Below are 16,068 nucleotides of genomic sequence, written 5' to 3'. Positions count from 1 at the left end.
TGCCTGCGTTGTGAGGGCCCGGCAGGCCGGGCCCTCACAACGCAGGCAGGGGGAGGAAGACCTACTCGGCGCCCAGCTGTTCGAGCACGGCGTCGCTGACGTCGAAGTTGGCGAAGACGTTCTGGACGTCGTCGCTGTCCTCCAGGGCGTCGATGAGCCGGAACACCTTCTTGGCGACATCCTCGTCGAGCGGCACGCTCATCGTCGGCAGGAAGCCCGACTCGGCCGAGTCGTAGTCGATGCCCGCCTCCTGCAGCGCCTTGCGCACCGGCACCAGGTCCCCGGCCTCGGACACGACCTCGAACGACTCTCCCAGGTCGTTGACCTCCTCGGCGCCCGCGTCGAGGACGGCCATGAGCACGGTGTCCTCGTCCAGCCCGTCCTTGGGCACGATGACGACGCCCTTGCGGTTGAACATGTAGGAGACCGACCCGGGGTCGGCCAGCGAGCCGCCGTTGCGGGTCAGCGCGACGCGCACTTCGGAGGCTGCGCGGTTGCGGTTGTCGGTGAGGCACTCGATGAGCACCGCGACGCCGCCGGGCGCGTAGCCCTCGTACATGATGGTCTGCCAGTCGGCGCCGCCGGCCTCGAGACCGCCGCCGCGCTTGCGCGCCCGCTCGATGTTGTCGTTGGGCACGGAGTTCTTCTTGGCCTTGAAGATGGCGTCGAAGAGAGTGGGGTTGGCGTCCGGGTCAGGGCCACCTGTCCGGGCCGCCACCTCGATGTTCTTGATGAGCTTCGCGAACAGCTTGCCGCGCTTGGCGTCGAGCGCGGCCTTCTTGTGCTTCGTCGTCGCCCATTTGGAGTGGCCGGACATTACCTAGAGCTCCCTCAGCATGTCTACGAAGTAACGATGCACGCGAGTGTCCCCGGTCAGCTCGGGGTGGAACGACGTCGCGAGCAGTGGACCTTGACGGACCGCCACGATCCTATCGCCAGGCTCGGCCCTGCCCAGCACTTCGACATCCGCGCCGACCGACTCGACCCAGGGCGCGCGGATGAACACGGCGTGCACCCGCTCCCCCGCGAAGTCGAGGTCCTCCTCGAAGGAGTCGACCTGGCGGCCGAAGGCGTTGCGCCTGACGACCATGTCGATGCCGCCGATCGTCTGCTGTCCTGCGACGCCGTCCTCGATCCTGTCGGCCAGCATGATCATGCCGGCGCACGAGCCGTAGGCGGGCATGCCCTCCTTGATCCGCATCCGCAGCGGCTGGAACATGTCGAAGGTCTCGGCGAGCTTCCACATGGTGGTGGACTCGCCGCCGGGGATGACGAGGCCGTCGACCGCGTCCAGCTCGGCGGGCCTGCGTACGGGCGCCGCCGCGGCGCCTGCCTCCTGGAGCATGCGCACGTGCTCGCGCACGTCCCCCTGGAGAGCGAGTACACCGATCGAGGGCACAGTCGATCCTTCCGTCCGGGTTCGGGTTCCGACCATTCAACACCAGAACGGCCCGGCATCTTCCTCCAGGGCACCGCGCTCGAAGGGCTACCTGCATGAAGACGGGAAAGGCGGACGACAGCGCGGCGGCCGGCGAGACACGGCCGTAGAGACAAGGCCACCCCGGCCGCGGTGCGGTCCGGGGTGGCGTGGAGAGCCGGGGGTTACGGGCGCTCGGTCTCGAGGCGTACCGTCTCCTCCACCGTCATCGGGTCCGGGCGGCGGAACGCCGGGTCCAGCGGCCGCAGGTACGTCTGACGTACCCCCGGCACCCGGTCCTCCACGACGAACGTGGCCCGCGTGTAGACCTCCGAGCCGGGCTCGCTGACCCTCGGCACCACCTTGAAGTCGGCCGTCATCTGCTCGCGCTCGATCGTCGTCAGCACGTAGCCGCGCTGGTTGTTGTAGAACTTCAGATGCGGATTGATCTGCAGGAACGGGTGCTGCGCCGGGTCGGAGTCGCTGCCGTCGCCGCCGGTGGAGATCGAGGTGGCCACCAGTTCGGCGCCGACCGACGGCCCGGTCGGGTCGTCGTAGTCGAGCTTGAGGTCGCTCGCCCAGTGCGCGTGGACGTCGCCCGTCAGCACGACCGGGTTGCGGACGTCGGCGTCGAGCCAGCCCTGCGTGATGCGCTGCCTGGAGGCGGCGTAGCCGTCCCAGGCGTCCTGGCTGGTGATCTTGGCAGGGCCGTCGTTGTTGTCGCGCTGGGCGAAGAAGACCTGCTGGCCCAGGACGTCCCACTGCGCGCGCGAGTGCCGGAATCCGTCCAGGAGCCACGCCTCCTGCTCGGCGCCGGTGATCGAGCGGGCCGGGTCGACGGCGGCCGGGCAGTCCTTGTAGCCGTCGCCGCACCCCTGGTCGTCGCGGTACTGCCGGGTGTCGAGCATGTGGAACGTGGCCATGCGGCCCCACCGGACGCGGCGGTAGAGCTGCATGTCGATGCCGCGCGGGATGGAGGTGCGGCGCAGCGGCATGTTCTCGTAGTACGCGCGGAAGGCGGCCTCGCGCCTGGCGAGGAAGTTCGGCTGGGGGTTCTCGGGCCGCTCGGCGACCTCGTCGGCCCAGTTGTTGTCCAGTTCGTGGTCGTCCCACACGACCAGCCACGGCGCGGCGGCGTGCGCGGCCTGGAGGTCGGGGTCGGCCTTGTACTGGGCGTGGCGCTGGCGGTAGTTGGCGAGCGTCTCGGTCTCGGGGCCCTCGTGGTGGCGGATGTTGCCGCCGGGGATGGTGTAGGAGTTCTTGGTGTACTCGTACTGGTAGTCGCCCAGGTGCAGGATGATGTCCGGGTTCTCCTCGGCCAGCCTGCGGTAGGACGTGAAGAAGCCGTGCTCGTACTGGGCGCACGAGACGAACGCCATGGCCAGCGCGCCGCCGTACGACAGGGGGTGCGGGGCGGTGCGGGTGCGGCCGACCGGCGAGACGTACGGGCCCACGCGGAAGCGGTACCAGAACTCGCGGTCGGAGCCCAGGCCCTTTACCTCGACGTGGATGCTGTGGCCCCACTCGGGCGCGGCCACGGCGACCCCGGTGCGGACGACCCGGCGGCAGCGCTCGTCGGCGTAGACCTGCCACTGCACCGGGAACGGCCGCTGCGGCATGCCGGCGAGCCCGTCCTCGGCCATGGGCTGCTGGGCGAGCCTGGTCCACAGGACGAAGCCCTCGTGGTCGGGGTCGCCGGAGGCGACGCCGAGCGTGAAGGGGTCGGTACGCAGCCCGCGCGAGGCGAGGCTCTGGGCGGTCTCGGCGGCGGGATCGGGCTCGGCGTGCGCGGCGGCGGCGGGGATCGCGGCGGCGGCCCCGGCGGCTAACCCTGTGACGAGGAAGTGCCTGCGGTTCAGCTTGGACACGTGTCGCTCCTGAGACGATCAAGGGTCAGGGACGCCCCGTAGCCTGACTGAGAATCATGACTACGTGGTGAACACCACACAACACGAAAAAGGCGACATCCTTCGCGGATGTCGCCTATTTCGGCAATTATCGCCGTCGCATGCGTGGCGCCCCCGCCAGGCGGGATCCGGCACCCCGGCCTGTCAGTACGCGATCATGTCACGCGCCCGGGCCGGTGACCTGCAACGACGCGCCGCTTCACCAGCCGCGCTCGGCCAGGCGGTGCGGCTGCGGGATCTCGTCGACGTTGATGCCGACCATCGCCTCGCCCAGTCCGCGCGAGACCTTGGCGATGACGTCGGGGTCGTCGTAGAACGTGGTGGCCTTCACGATGGCCGCCGCGCGCTTGGCCGGGTCTCCGGACTTGAAGATGCCCGAGCCGACGAACACGCCCTCGGCGCCGAGCTGCATCATCATCGCGGCGTCCGCCGGGGTGGCGATGCCGCCCGCGGTGAACAGCACGACCGGCAGCTTGCCGAGCCTGGCCACCTCGGCGACCAGCTCGTACGGCGCCTGCAGCTCCTTGGCTGCGACGTACAGCTCGTCCTCGGGCAGCGAGGTGAGACGCTTGATCTCGGCGCGGATGGTGCGCATGTGGGTCACGGCGTTGGAGACGTCGCCGGTGCCCGCCTCGCCCTTGGAGCGGATCATGGCCGCGCCCTCGGTGATGCGGCGCAGGGCCTCGCCCAGGTTGGTCGCCCCGCACACGAACGGCACGGTGAACTGCCACTTGTCGATGTGGTTGGCGTAGTCGGCCGGGGTGAGCACCTCCGACTCGTCCACATAGTCGACTCCGAGCGCCTGCAGCACCCTGGCCTCGACGAAGTGTCCGATGCGGGCCTTGGCCATGACCGGGATCGACACGGCGGCGATGATGCCGTCGATCATGTCGGGGTCGCTCATCCTGGACACGCCACCCTGCGCCCGGATGTCGGCGGGCACGCGCTCGAGGGCCATGACGGCGACCGCCCCGGCGTCCTCAGCGATCTTGGCCTGCTCCGGGGTGACGACGTCCATGATGACGCCGCCCTTGAGCATCTCGGCCATGCCGCGCTTGACGCGGGCGGTTCCGGTGACGGGGGCGCTTTCTGGCGTGCTGCTGGACACGGTCTTCCTCACGGGCTCTCACGGCGAATTCGGTATCAAGCCCATCGTAGGTCCTGGGCGACCCATCCCCCGACATGCCAAGATGTCAGGATTTGCCGCCCAGCCTATACAAACAGGCGTCTACGGGATGACGGGCTTACGGCTGGCGAGTGCCACCCAGACCTGCCCGGGCGCGAAGTTCATCGGCTCGCCGCTCTGCGTGGTGAACGTCGTGCCGTCCTCCTCCGATTCCCGTTCCCAGTTCGCCTTGAAGGCTTTGCCGTCGCGCAGCACCATCGCCGTGCCCTTGCCGGTGGTGTTCACGAGCGGCGTGTAGCTGTCGTTCGAGTCGTGGAACTCCGAGCGCTCGGTCTTGGTGTACTGCACCACGATCGTGGGCGCGCTCAGCTGCCCGCCCTCGGCGGCCATGTCCTTCTTGCCGTCCTGCCAGATCATCCACTGCTTCTTCGCCGCCGACCAGGTGAAGGTGAAGCGCGCCGCGGGCCACTTGACGGTGTACGACTTCCGATCCACGCCGCCCTCGGCCGGTGCGTCGCCGAAGGTGAAGCCGATGTCCTTGGCCTTGCTCGCCTTGGGCGCCGCGCTCAGGAGCTGCTTGGTGTTGGCGAACAGGTTGTAGGGGGCGAAACGGCCGGGCTGGCGGAAGTACGCGCCGGGGTTGCGCGTGTCGCCCACGTCGTACAGCGACGCCTCGGCGATGAACGGCAGCATCTTGGACTGCGCGCCCGAGTACGAGAACGCCGGCTTGCCGAACTGCGGCGCGATGTGCAGGTCGGAGATCCGCGCGCTGCGGACCGGGCCCACCTTGGCGGGCACCTTGGAGGAGAAGACGGCCATGAGCCGGGTCAGACCGGCCTCGACCTGCTCGACGTAGACGACGTCAGCGCTCTTCAGCCCGAGCTGCGGCTTGCCCGCGGCGGTGTTCTCGATCTTCACCGCGAGCACCGGCTTGAGCTTCCCGTACGGCTTGCCGGTGAAGGGGTGCGCGTTCACCTCCTCCGGCTCCTCGCTGGGAGCCACGGTGGCCGCCTGCGGCGCGCGGCCGGGCGCCGGCTCGTCCGAGGAACAGGCCGCGACGGGCAGGAGCACAGCCGCTCCGGCCAGCCAGATCATGATCGTCCGGGGTAGCCGCACCAGTAACACTCCTCGCTTCAGCCCGTAAAACGGGATGAAGCTTACTGGCTTCCCCAAATCAGGTCATTCAGTTGCCATAGTCGCCGGTGGATTGTCATCAATCTCGAAGAATCTAGGAAATTCCGTGTGCCCCGCCAGGCGCAGGGTTCTGGCGAGCCAACGGCGCTGCGCCGTACGTGTGACCGCCACGGCGTTGTTGTAGAAGCGGCGCGAGTAGACCACCTTGGCCACGGCCGTGTCGAGCTCGTCCAGCAGGTCACGCCCGCCCGGCGCCTCCGACAGCTTCTCCCTGAACCGCTCCTGGTCCACGGCCGCGCGCAGGGCGCGGGACAGGTCGCTCTCCGCGTGCTCGTGCTCCTCGGGACCGGCGATCCTGGCCTCGTGGGCGGCCGCGGCCAGCACCAGGGACGTGGCTGGGTCGAGCAGGCGCGAGCCGGCCAGCTCGAGCACGACCGCCCTGCGCCGCATCAGCGCGGCCTCCAGCGACTCGTGGGCCAGCTCCAGCCGGATGTGCATGCGGTCGAGCCGGCCCGCGCGCCAGGAGATGTAGACGGCCGTGAGCACCACGACGATGCCCACGATCAGCACGATCATGGTGGATGTCACAAGGGCCTCACAGGTCTTCTTCGACGCGCCCCGCGCCGCCGGTCGTGACCGTCTCGTAAACGCGCACGACGTCCCTGGCGACCGTGGACCAGTCGTACTTCATGACCGCGACCAGCGCCTCCGCGGCCAGTTTCGCGCGGCGCTCCGGCGCGTCCAGCAGCGCGGCGGCCTCGGCGGCCAGCGAGGCGGGGTCGCCGTTGGCGAACAGCGCGCCCGCCTGGCCCTCGCCGAGCACCTTGCGGAAGGCGGGGATGTCGCTGGCCAGCACGGTGGCGCCGCAGGCCATGGCCTCGGCCAGGACGATGCCGAAGCTCTCGCCACGCGTGTTGGGCGCGCAGAACACGTCGACCGAGTGGTACGCGCGGATCTTGTCGGCCTCGCTCACCATGCCGAGCACCGTCACCTGGGCGTGGAACCGCTTCGGCACGCGTTCGTAGACGTCCTTGGCGTCGCCAGGCCCGGCGACGAGCAGCTTCAGACCCGGCCGCTCCGCGGCGAGGATCGCGAACGCGTCGAGCAGGATCGGCAGGCCCTTGCGCTCCTCGTCCATCCGCCCCAGGAAGCCCAGCGTGGATCCGTCGGGCCCCCACCCGTCGAGGGGCTCGGCGTGGGTGTAGCGGGCGACGGTGACGCCGTTCGGGATGAGCACCGTGTCACCGCCGAACTGCTCGACCAGGCTCTTGCGGGCCGCGTCGGAGACCGCGATGCGGCCGCTGAGCTTCTCCAGCGCGCTGCGCAGCAGCGGCTCGGCCACCGCGATCGCCCGCGAGCGCGAGAACGACGCGTGGAACGTCGCCACGATCGGCCCCTTGGCCGCCCAGCAGGCCAGCACGCCGAGGCTCGGGATCAGCGGCTCGTGGATGTGCAGCACGTCGAAGCCGCCTGTACGCACCCACCGCCGCACCCGCGCCGCCGACAGGAACCCGAACGACATCCTGGCCACCGACCCGTTGTACGGCACCGGCACCGCCCGCCCGGCCCCCGTCACATAGGGCGGCAGCTCGTCGTCGTCGGCCGCCGGCGCGATCACGGACACGTCGTGCCCCTGCGCCATCAGCGCCTGGGCCAGATCGTCGATGTGCTGCCTGACTCCACCCGGCATGTCCCACGAATAAGGGCAGACGATCCCGACCCTCACGGATCCACCTGCGCGGGTGGAAGATCGTCGAGCCACAGCCGCTGCAGCATGTGCCAGTCCTCGGGGTGCTCGGAGATGCCCTTCTCGAAGACGTCCGTCATGCGCTGCGCCACCACGGCGACCTTCTCCTTGCGGGTGCCCTCGGCGGGGACCGGCACTTCCTCGTGGATGTGGATGCCCCAGTCGTCGCCGACGAAGTAGACGACGGCCGGCAGCAGCGCGGCCCCCGTCTGCACGGCCAGCAGCGGCGGGCCCGCGGGCACCTTGGTGGTCGCGCCGAAGAAGCGCACCTCGATCCCGCTCTTGGTCAGGTCGCGCTCTGCGGGCAGGCACACGACGCCGCCCTTGCGCACCCGGGTGGCCAGGCTGCCGAAGTTGTGCCCGTCGCCGCCCGTCAGCGGCAGCACCTCCATGCCGAGCCCTTCGCGGAAGGCGACGTAACGGCGGAACAGCGACTCCGGCTTGAGCCGCTCCGCCACGGTCGTGAACGGGTGACCCACGCCCACCAGCCAGGCGCCCGCCTGGTCCCAGTTGCCCATGTGCGGCAGCGCCAGCACCACGCCCCGGCCGGCCGCCACGTTGTCGTGCACGTGCTCGGCGCCGATCACGTGGGTGCGGCGCACGATCTCCTCGGTCCTCATGGACGGCAGCACGAAGACCTCGTGGAAGTAACGGAAGTAGGAGCGCATGCCGGCCCGGCTGAGCTCGCGGATCTCGCGGCTGTCCGCGTCGATGCCGGTCACCCTGGCCAGGTTGGACTCCAGCCGGCGTACGGACTTGCCGCGCCTGCTCCAGACCCGGTCGGCCGCGAAGCGGAAGACCGCCGTCACCGGACGCCGCGGCAGCAGCGGCACGAGCTTCCAGCCGGCCGCGAACCCCGCGGCCACGACGCGATCGCCGAAGGACGCCTTCTCGCTCATTTCTCCCTCGTCTGCTGGTAGACGGCCACGACCCGCTGCACCACGGTGATCAGGCTGGCCACCGCGAGCAGCCACATCCCCACAGGCAGGATGTACGGGACGCCGAGCCCCGAGAAGCAGGCCGCGACCAGCGCCACGACCAGGCGCTCCGGCCGCTCGGCCAGCCCCACGTCGGCCGTCAGCCCGAGCCCCTCGGCCCTGGCCTTGGCGTAGGAGACCAGAGTGCCCGCGATCAGGCAGACGAGCGTCACCGCGGCCATCAGCGTGTCGTCTATGGAGACGAAATACAAGATCAGGCCGGCGAAGATGGCGGAGTCGGCGACCCGGTCGAGCGTCGAGTCGAGAAACGCCCCCCAGGTGCTGCCCCCCTTCCCGCCGAGCCGGGCGACGACACCGTCGAGCAGGTCGAACAGCACGAAGACGGTGATCGCGAGAGCACCCCAGGTCAGATGTCCCAGGGGGAAGAAGAGCAGGGCCGACACGACCGTGCCGAGGGTGCCGATCGCCGTGACGGCGTCCGGGCCGATCCCGCGGCCGGCGAGAGCCCTGCCCAGCGGGGTGAGTATCCGGGTCATGGCCGGGCGCAGGAGTTTGAGCATCGCCGTCCGATCGTAGGCCATCAAAAGCCTGACGACTTTCTTTGCCCCACCCCCCTTGTGATATCCGCCACAGGGGTATTTGGTGAACAGACCGCGTCCATGCGGTTTCTAGTCACCCTCCGCGCGGGCGCGGTCGTTGGAAGAAGAACCGACGACGCGGGAGGCCGATGTGGCGGAAAAGAACGTGGGCGGTGTAGGAGCCGCGGGCAGGGCACCCGCGGCCGACCGGGCTGATGCGATACGCAATGTCGTGCTGGTCGGCCACTCAGGGGCGGGTAAGACGACCCTCGTCGAGCAGCTGCTGGCTGCTTCCGGCACCATCCAGCGCGCGGGCCGGGTGGAGGACGGCAACACGGTCAGCGACTTCGACGAGGTCGAGGTCCGGCAGCAGCGGTCGGTCAACCTCGCCGTGGCGCCGCTCGTACACAACGGTATCAAGATCAACTTTCTCGACACCCCCGGTTACGCCGACTTCGTGGGCGACCTGCGCGCGGGTCTGCGCGCCGCGGACGCGGCCCTGTTCGTGGTGTCGGCGGCCGAAGGCGTCGACGGGCTCACCCAGATGTTGTGGGACGAGTGCGCCCAGGTCGGCATGCCGCGGGCGGTGGTGATCACCAAGATCGACCATCAGCGGGCCGACTTCGACGGGGTGCTGACCGCGTGCCAGGAGGTCTTCGGCGACGGCGTCGCCCCTCTCTACCTGCCCGTGATCACCAACGGGCACGTCAACGGGCTGATCGGGCTGCTCTCGCAGAAGTTCTACAACTACGCCACCGGCACCCGCACGGAGAAGGAACCGGGCGCCGAGTACGCGGCGCAGCTCGAGGAGCACCGCGGGGTCCTGATCGAGGGCATCATCCAGGAGAGCGAGGACGAGTCGCTCATGGAGAGATACCTCGAAGGCGAGCCCATCGACACCAAGGTCCTCATCGACGACCTGGAGAAGGCGGTCGCGCGCGGCAGCTTCTACCCGGTGCTGTGCAGCGGGCTCGGCGTCGGCGCGCAGGAGGTGCTCGAGCTCATCACGCAGGGGTTCCCGTCGCCCTTCGAGCACCCCACGCCCGAGATCACCGACCTGTCGGGCAAGCCGGTCAAGGTCACCGCATGCGACCCAGACGGGCCGCTGGTCGCCGAGGTCGTCAAGACCACCAGCGACCCGTACGTCGGCCGCATCAGCCTCGTACGCGTCTTCTGCGGCACGCTGCGCCCCGACATGACCGTGCACGTGTCCGGTCACGGCATGGCCGAGCGCGGGCACGAGGACCACGACGTGGACGAGCGCATCGGCACGCTGACCAGCCCGCTGGGCAAGCAGCAGCGGGCCGCGGCCAAGGGGATCGCGGGTGACATCGTGGCCGTGGCCAAGCTGTCGCGGGCCGAGACCGGCGACACGCTCTCGGACGTCGAGCGGCCGCTGCTGATGACTCCCTGGGCCATGCCGGACCCGTTGCTGCCGGTGGCGATCAGGGCCAAGTCCAAGGCCGACGAGGACAAGCTGTCGCAGGCCCTCGGCAGGCTGGTGGCCGAGGACCCGACACTGCGACTGGAGAACAACGCCGAGACCCGCCAGCTCGTCCTGTGGTGCATGGGCGAGGCGCACACCGACGTGCTGCTCGACCGCCTGTCCAAGCGCCACGGCGTCGAGGTGGAGCGGGTGGGGCTGCGGGTGCCGCTGCGCGAGACGTTCGGCGGCAAGTGCCAGGCGATGGGCCGCAACGTCAAGCAGACCGGCGGCCACGGCCAGTACGCCGTCTGCCACCTCGAGGTCGAGCCGCTGCCGTCCGGCGGCGGGTTCGAGTTCGTGGACAAGATCGTGGGTGGCGTGGTGCCGCGGCAGTTCATCCCGTCGGTGGAGAAGGGGGTACGGGCCCAGATGGAGCGGGGCGTCGTCGCCGGCTACCCGATGGTCGACGTGCGCGTCACCCTGTACGACGGCAAGGCCCACTCGGTCGACTCCTCCGACATGGCCTTTCAGATCGCGGGCCAGCTCGCGCTGAAGGAGGCGGCATCGAAGGTGCCGACGCTGCTGCTCGAGCCGGTGGACGAGCTGTCGGTGCTGGTCGCCGACGACCACGTGGGGTCGGTGATGTCAGATCTGTCCTCGCGGCGCGGGCGGGTGCTCGGCACCGAACCCGTGGGCACGGGACGCACGCTGGTCAAGGCGGAGGTGCCGGAGCTGGAGATCACCCGGTACGCCATCGACCTGCGATCCATGTCGCACGGCACCGGGACGTTCCACCGTTCGTTCCTGCGCTACGAGCCGCTGCCGCCGAATCTCGCGCACAAGGTGGCGGCCACGGAATAACCGCCCGATATCACCATGAATGAGCCGGGAGAAACTCATTTCACTCCCGGCTCATTCATGCTTTTCCATATCAACACGGTCACAGCCTGATTTCTGTTTTGTACGAACCCATGCCTGAGGAGATGACACACTGGCAGGACTATGCGAACTGGACGCCCACTACTAGCTGTCGCCGTCCTCGCGGCCGCCACCACCGGCGCCGCATACGCCTTCGGCCCCGCGGGAGAAGCCCCGGCGGCGAGCGAGCAGCAGACGGCCATAGCCACCTCCGCCCCGGCGGCCTGCAAGGCCGACCCCCGCCACCCGAAGCGGGAGCTGCGCGGCGTGTGGATCGCCACGACCACGAACATCGACTGGCCCTCCCGCCCCGGCCTGAGCCCCGCCCGGCAGCGGACCGAATACACGAAGATCCTCGACAGCGCCGCCAAGCGCAATCTCAACGCGGTCTTCCTGCAGGTGCGGCCCGCCTCGGACGCGCTCTACAAGTCGTCGCTGGAGCCCTGGTCGCAATACCTGACAGGCACCGAGGGCAAGGACCCCGGCTGGGACCCGCTGCCGTTCCTCATCGGTGAGGCGCACAAGCGCGGCATGGAGTTCCACGCCTGGTTCAACCCCTACCGCGCCTCCTACCGCGACAGCACCGCCAAGCTGCCAGCCGCCCACCCCGCGCGCCGGCACCCCAACTGGACGATCAAGTACGGCGGCCGTCTCTACTACAACCCGGGCCTGCCGGCCGTGCGCGAGCACGTCACCAAGGTCATCACCGACGTGGTCAGCCGCTACGACGTGGACGGCGTGCACTTCGACGACTACTTCTACCCGTACCCGGTGGCGGGCGCGAAGTTCGACGACTCGGCCGCGTTCAAGCGCTACGGCAAGGGCGAGCGGCTCGCCGAGTGGCGCCGCGACAACGTCAACACGCTCGTCGCCCAGGTGGACGAGGCCGTGCACGCGGCGAAGAACCACGTGAAGTTCGGCATCAGCCCGTTCGGCATCTGGCGTAACAAGTCCAACGACCCGTCGGGCTCCAGCACGTCGGGCATGTCCGCGTACGACTCGATCTACGCCGACGCGCGGGCCTGGATCAAGGCCGGCACGGTCGACTACGTGCTGCCGCAGCTCTACTGGCCGCGCGGGCACCGGCTGGCCGACTACGACACGCTGCTGCGCTGGTGGGCCGGCGAGGTCAAGGGCACCGGCGTGCAGCTGTACATCGGCCAGGGCCTCTACCGGGTCGGCGCGACGGACGACCGGGCCTGGACCAGGCCGGGCGAGCTGGCCGCCGAGGTGACCGCCAACCGCGCGCGCAAGCAGGTGGACGGCGAGGTCTTCTTCAGCGCCAAGAATCTCGTGGCCAACCCGCTCGGCGCGGTGGACCGCCTCGCCAGGACGCACTACGAGCGCCCGGCCCTCGTTCCGCTCATGGAGGAGCGCGGCGGGCGAGCCCCTGACGCGCCCTCCGGCCTCAGGGCGGCCGGCAACAGGCTGTCGTGGACGCCTTCCGCGGGCGCGCGGGCCTACGCGGTCTACCGGGTGCCTAAGTCGGGCAAGGACTGCCACACCACCGACGCCCGCGATCTGATGGCCGTCGTCACCGGGCCGTCGTACACCGCGAAGTCGGCGGGCACCTACCTGGTCACCGCGCTCGACCGGCTGCACAACGAGAGCCCGCCGGCGAAGGTGCGGGCGGGCGAGAGCTGACGGCCGCGCCTTTGATCGCGTAAGCGGCCATTCGATACTCCGGGTCGTGAGAGGGTAGTCGCGTCCAGTGGCACGTGCCCTGTGCCGTGCCGCGGAACTCATCGATCGCGGGAGGTCATCGGGGTGAGGCGCGCGCTGGTCGTGCTGGCCGTGCTGCTCGGTCAGCTGCTGGTCGGTCAAGGGTGGTCCGCGTCCGCCGCGCGGGCGGCGGACGACGCCGCGCGAATGGCCGACGCCGCGGGGCGGGTGGCCCTCATCGGTGTGCCCGGTCTGCACTGGAACGACCTCACCCGGTCCGACACGCCCAACCTCTGGGCGCTGGCCGAGGCGAGCGCGGCCGGCTCGCTCTCGGTCCGTACGGTCGGCAACGTGACCTGCCCCTACGACGGCTGGCTGACCGTCTCAGCCGGCACCAGATCGGCCGTCGGCTACGGTTGCGGCGCGCCCCCGGCACCGCGGACGCAGGGCACGGGCGCGGTCATCCCGGACTACCGCTACCTCATCGACGTGGCCGGGCAGCGCAACGCCGGCACCCTGGGCGAGTCGCTGAAGGCGGCAGGCCAGTGCTCGATCGCGATCGGCCCGGGCGCCGCACTGGCGCTGGCCGACCGTCAGGGCGCGGTGAGCCGCTACCACGCCTCGCCGCTCCAGGTCAGGACCACCGACCTGGAGCAGTGCCGGATGATCGCCATGGACGTGGACGACCTCATCCGCCCCTACCTGACCGGCGACCGGCTGCCGAAGACGCCCGAGCAGCTCACCGCCGCCCAGCGGCGCGAGGCGCTGCGACTGGCCGACGCCAAGGCTGGGGCGCTGCTGTCGGTCCTGCCCGCCGGCACGACGGTGCTGCTCGCGGGGCTGTCCGACCACGGCTCCGTACCGCATCTGCGGGTGGCCGCGCTGCGCGAGCCGGGTGCGGAGGGCCACCTGCTCGGCGCGGCCTCCACCCGCCGGGAGGACATCTCGATCCTGCCCGACCTCACCGCCACCACGCTGAACAGGCTCGGCGTCCCGGTGCCCGCCTCGGTCGTGGGCGTGCCGATGCGGATCGGCGGGGAGGCCGGGTCGTTCGAGCAGCTTGAGCGGGCCGACGCCACCGCGCAGACCATGCGTTCGGCGAAGGGCCAGTACTTCACCGCCCTGGCGGTCCTCCAGGTCCTGTTCTACGTGCTGGCCTTCCTGCTGCTGCGCCGCCACAAGGCCCTGCCGTGGGTGCGGCTGGCCGCCGTGGCCCTGGCCGCCCTGCCCGTCACCTCGCTCCTGGTCAATCTGCTGCCCTGGACCGACCACCTGCAGTTGTTCGGCGGCATGCTGGCCTGGTGGGCCGCGATCACCGTGCTGGCGCTGGCCGGGCCATGGCGGCGCCGGCCGCTCGGCCCGCTGGCCGTGGTCGCCGGCGTCACCGCGCTCACGCTCGCCGGTGACCTGCTGACAGGCACCACGCTCCAGCTCAACAGCTTCATGGGCTACAGCGCCGAGCAGGGGGCCCGCTACTTCGGCCTGGGCAACATCCCGTTCGCGCTGCTGGCCACCGGCACGCTGCTGACCGCCACGGTCATCGCACACCGCTATCCAGGCCGGATCGGCGTGGCCGCGATCGTGGTGCTGGGCCTGTTCGCCATGGTGCTCGGCGGGTCGGGGATGGGCAGCGACTTCGGCGGCGTGATCGCGTTCGTGCCGGGCATCGCGGTGACCGCGCTGCTGGTCGCGGGCAAGCGGGTCTCGCTGGTCAAGCTGGGCGCGTTCGCCGTGGCGGGCGGTGTGATCGTGATGGCCTTCTCCTACTACAACTACCTGCAACCGCCGGACAAGCAGACCCATCTGGGCAGGTTCGTCGGCCAGGTGCTGAGCGGCGAGGCGATCGACGTCATCCTGCGCAAGCTCGACGCCATGCTCGCCACGCTGCTCAGCCCGAACCTCATGCCGATCGTGATCGTGGCCGTGGCGTTCCTGATCTACGCGATCCTGCGGCCGGAGCAGGCGTCGGCGGGAGTGGTGCCCGCCGCGTTCGCGCACTCTCCCGCGTTGCGTGCCGGGATCATCGGCACGCTGGTCAGCGGGGTGCTCGGGATGCTGGTCAACGACTCGGGCGCGGCGGTGCTGTCCATGGCGCTGGCCCTGGCCGTGCCGCTCCTGCTGGCCACCGGCATCGGTGTGATCTACCGCCGCACGGGCTCAGCCCCAAGCGTCGGCGAGAAGCTGGCGGGTGTCGCGAAGTAGCTGCGGCAGGACCTTGGTCTGGGCGACGACCGGCATGAAGTTCGTGTCGCCGCCCCACCTGGGCACCACGTGCTGGTGCAGGTGGGCGGCGATGCCCGCGCCGGCCACGTGGCCGAGGTTCATGCCGACGTTGAAACCCTGCGCGCCACTGGCCTTGCGCAGCGCCAGCAGCGCCCGCTGGGTGAACTCGCCCAGCTCGACCAGCTCGGCCGCCTCCAGCTCGGCGTAGTCGGACACGTGCCGGTAGGGCACCACCATCAGATGGCCGGAGTTGTACGGGTAGAGGTTCAGCACGGCGTAGACCGTGTTCCCCCTGGCGACGATCAGGCCCTCCTCGTCGGTCATCTTGGGGATCGCGTCGAACGGGCACCCGTCCTCTGGGCCCGTGCCCGTCGGCTTGTTCTCGCCCTTGATGTAGGCCATGCGATGCGGGGTCCACAGACGCTGGAAGTTGTCGGGATCGCCTGCCCCTGCCTGATCGTGCATAACTAGCAGCATAGGACCCCGGACAAACAGGGTGCTCTTCCGGCACAATCCCTAAGCACCTTGCCTGAAGGAGGCCCGCCATGAGTGAAGCTCTCGCCGAACACCCCGCCCCGCCAGCCGACCATTCCGACCCTGAGTCCGACTCTGGAGCTCACCCTGGGTCCTCGCACACCGAGCAGCCCTCTTCCGGTGCCGGTGTGAAGGGCCGGATCAAGGTCGCCGACGAGGTGATCGAGAAGATCGCCTCCCTGGCGGCCCTCGAGGTGGAGGGGGTCGCCGACATGGGGGGCGACCTGGCTCGGGCGTTCGAGTCCGTACGCGACCGCATCGGCATAGGCTCGCGGCGCGGCAACCAGGGGGTCAGCGCGCAGATCCATGATCGTCAGGTGACGGTCAACCTGACGATCGTGATCGAGTACGGCCACATCGTGATGGAGGTGGCCGCCGAGGTCAAGACGAACGTGGCGAGGACCGTCAGTCACATGCTCGGCATGCGCGTCACGGAGGTCAACGTGACGGTCGACGAC

14 protein-coding genes are annotated in these 16,068 nt (G+C 69.8%); 4 read left to right on the top strand and 10 right to left on the bottom strand.

Features of this window, described 5'->3' with window-relative positions; all coding sequences use genetic code 11:
- Positions 1-61: 61 nt before the first annotated feature.
- From ITP53_RS45760 to pgsA, 9 genes are all read right to left on the bottom strand, one after another.
- Positions 62-817, bottom strand: a complete 756-nt coding sequence (locus ITP53_RS45760; RefSeq protein ID WP_195901748.1) for a YebC/PmpR family DNA-binding transcriptional regulator — start codon at positions 815-817, stop codon at positions 62-64.
- Positions 818-820: 3 nt separating this feature from the next.
- Complete coding sequence (gene pdxT / locus ITP53_RS45755; RefSeq protein WP_207757364.1) at positions 821-1,435, bottom strand: pyridoxal 5'-phosphate synthase glutaminase subunit PdxT; 615 nt, start codon at positions 1,433-1,435, stop codon at positions 821-823.
- 167 nt (positions 1,436-1,602) lie between these two features.
- The gene (locus ITP53_RS45750; RefSeq protein WP_195901746.1) at positions 1,603-3,285 is read right to left on the bottom strand and encodes an alkaline phosphatase D family protein; all 1,683 of its coding nucleotides are present in this window, start codon (positions 3,283-3,285) and stop codon (positions 1,603-1,605) included.
- A gap of 238 nt (positions 3,286-3,523) precedes the next feature.
- Positions 3,524-4,432 (bottom strand): pyridoxal 5'-phosphate synthase lyase subunit PdxS, encoded by a 909-nt coding sequence (gene pdxS / locus ITP53_RS45745; RefSeq protein WP_328817925.1) that lies wholly within the window; start codon positions 4,430-4,432, stop codon positions 3,524-3,526.
- A 120-nt stretch (positions 4,433-4,552) separates the two neighbouring features.
- Positions 4,553-5,566 (bottom strand): DUF3048 domain-containing protein, encoded by a 1,014-nt coding sequence (locus ITP53_RS45740; RefSeq protein ID WP_328817923.1) that lies wholly within the window; start codon positions 5,564-5,566, stop codon positions 4,553-4,555.
- Between the two features lie 63 nt (positions 5,567-5,629).
- Positions 5,630-6,172, bottom strand: a complete 543-nt coding sequence (locus ITP53_RS45735) for a hypothetical protein (RefSeq protein WP_195901744.1) — start codon at positions 6,170-6,172, stop codon at positions 5,630-5,632.
- Positions 6,173-6,179: 7 nt separating this feature from the next.
- Positions 6,180-7,310 (bottom strand): glycosyltransferase family 4 protein, encoded by a 1,131-nt coding sequence (locus ITP53_RS45730; RefSeq protein WP_195901743.1) that lies wholly within the window; start codon positions 7,308-7,310, stop codon positions 6,180-6,182.
- Entirely contained in the window at positions 7,307-8,230 is a 924-nt protein-coding gene (locus tag ITP53_RS45725) for a phosphatidylinositol mannoside acyltransferase (RefSeq protein WP_195901742.1), read from the bottom strand. Before ITP53_RS45725 ends, ITP53_RS45730 begins: the two co-directional genes overlap by 4 nt.
- Positions 8,227-8,850 (bottom strand): phosphatidylinositol phosphate synthase, encoded by a 624-nt coding sequence (pgsA, locus tag ITP53_RS45720; RefSeq protein WP_236051933.1) that lies wholly within the window; start codon positions 8,848-8,850, stop codon positions 8,227-8,229. Before pgsA ends, ITP53_RS45725 begins: the two co-directional genes overlap by 4 nt.
- 148 nt (positions 8,851-8,998) lie before the next feature.
- Here pgsA and ITP53_RS45715 point away from each other — a divergent pair, with 148 nt between their 5' ends.
- The 3 genes from ITP53_RS45715 (at position 8,999) to ITP53_RS45705 (ending at position 15,055) form a co-directional block, all read left to right on the top strand.
- Positions 8,999-11,134, top strand: a complete 2,136-nt coding sequence (locus ITP53_RS45715) for an elongation factor G-like protein EF-G2 (protein WP_195901740.1) — start codon at positions 8,999-9,001, stop codon at positions 11,132-11,134.
- Positions 11,135-11,275: 141 nt separating this feature from the next.
- Complete coding sequence (locus ITP53_RS45710; protein ID WP_195901739.1) at positions 11,276-12,835, top strand: glycoside hydrolase family 10 protein; 1,560 nt, start codon at positions 11,276-11,278, stop codon at positions 12,833-12,835.
- A 123-nt stretch (positions 12,836-12,958) separates the two neighbouring features.
- A complete protein-coding gene (locus ITP53_RS45705) occupies positions 12,959-15,055 on the top strand; it encodes a hypothetical protein (RefSeq protein WP_328817919.1) in 2,097 nt (698 codons plus the stop codon).
- Here the strand turns inward: ITP53_RS45705 and ITP53_RS45700 are convergent.
- Positions 15,011-15,541, bottom strand: a complete 531-nt coding sequence (locus ITP53_RS45700) for an HIT family protein (protein ID WP_236051932.1) — start codon at positions 15,539-15,541, stop codon at positions 15,011-15,013. The genes ITP53_RS45705 and ITP53_RS45700 overlap by 45 nt on opposite strands.
- A gap of 80 nt (positions 15,542-15,621) precedes the next feature.
- Here ITP53_RS45700 and ITP53_RS45695 point away from each other — a divergent pair.
- Positions 15,622-16,068: Asp23/Gls24 family envelope stress response protein (locus ITP53_RS45695; RefSeq protein ID WP_195901736.1), on the top strand; the 447-nt coding region annotated here is incomplete at its 3' end.

Source organism: Nonomuraea cypriaca (genome assembly GCF_015645445.1).
In the GTDB taxonomy this organism is placed as follows: domain Bacteria; phylum Actinomycetota; class Actinomycetes; order Streptosporangiales; family Streptosporangiaceae; genus Nonomuraea; species Nonomuraea cypriaca.
This window is presented reverse-complemented; position numbering and strand designations above follow the sequence as displayed.